Below are 858 nucleotides of genomic sequence, written 5' to 3' on the forward strand. Positions count from 1 at the left end.
GGATGTGCGTGGTTTGGACCCAACCACCGTGCAGCGATGTCGGCGTGATTGCGCAAGCGATCGAATCGCGTGAGGACACAACCGAAATGGAAATGGAAAAGTCATTGTTCATTGGCCCGATGGTGGAATCGGCAGACACACCGCGTTCAGGGATCTTCGCGGGGGCGATGAAGACGAAGGGGCATAGCCAAGCGGTCCACGGCACCTGGCTTTGATCCAGGCATCCGCAGGTTCGAATCCTGCTGCCCTTGCCATCACCACTTTCACTCGAAGTTCCTTTAGCTCAGAGGTAGAGCAACCCCTCGATAAGGGGTCGGTCGGAGACTCGAAATCTTCAAGGGACACCAGTCATTCTTCCGAGTTTGGCGCAGTCTGGCAGCGCACCTGGTTTGGGACCAGGGGGTCGCAGGTTCGAACCCTGCAACTCGGACCATCCAAAGAGCGGGACAGGGCGGCTCAGGTCGATCTCCCGCGGAAACCGGTCGCAAAAATTGGGCGACACCGGAACCCGTCACCGGAAATATTCAGGATCGTTGGCCGAGTGGTCCAAGGCAGCGGCTTGCTAAGCCGTGGTTGCGAAAGCGGCCCGCTGGTTCGAATCCAGCACGATCCACAAGTACACATGGGGATGTAGCTCAACTGGGAGAGCAGCTGCCCTGCAAGCAGTCCGTTGCCGGTTCGACTCCGGCCTTCTCCACCACGTTTTTCCCTGGTAGCTCAGTTGGTAGAGCGCTCGGCTGTTAACCGAGTGGTCGCACGTTCGAAGCGTGCCCGGGGAGCCAGTTTTTTGGGGGATGGTGCGAGTGGTCCATGCCGCCTGGTTCTGAGCCAGGATTTCGTCGGTTCGAATCCGACTCC

Annotated in this window: 1 protein-coding gene and 6 tRNA genes; all 7 read left to right on the plus strand. The window is 58.9% G+C overall.

Going from position 1 to position 858, the window contains the following annotated elements:
• Window positions 1-215 (plus strand): hypothetical protein (locus tag ACTIEI_RS14760; RefSeq protein ID WP_439507050.1); only part of this gene is annotated, 215 nt, incomplete at its 5' end.
• Window positions 178-254 (plus strand) — tRNA-Gln (locus ACTIEI_RS14765). The genes ACTIEI_RS14760 and ACTIEI_RS14765, both read left to right, overlap by 38 nt.
• A gap of 18 nt (window positions 255-272) precedes the next feature.
• A tRNA-Ile gene (locus tag ACTIEI_RS14770) sits at window positions 273-347 on the plus strand.
• A gap of 9 nt (window positions 348-356) precedes the next feature.
• Window positions 357-433, plus strand: a tRNA-Pro gene (locus tag ACTIEI_RS14775).
• 94 nt (window positions 434-527) lie between these two features.
• Window positions 528-613 (plus strand) — tRNA-Ser (locus ACTIEI_RS14780).
• Between the two features lie 11 nt (window positions 614-624).
• Window positions 625-700, plus strand: a tRNA-Ala gene (locus ACTIEI_RS14785).
• Window positions 701-706: 6 nt separating this feature from the next.
• Window positions 707-782: transfer RNA gene (locus ACTIEI_RS14790), tRNA-Asn, on the plus strand.
• The last annotated feature ends 76 nt before the right edge of the window (window positions 783-858 follow it).

Origin of the sequence: Sediminibacterium sp. (assembly GCF_051860225.1) — a bacterium.
GTDB lineage: Bacteria > Bacteroidota > Bacteroidia > Chitinophagales > Chitinophagaceae > Sediminibacterium.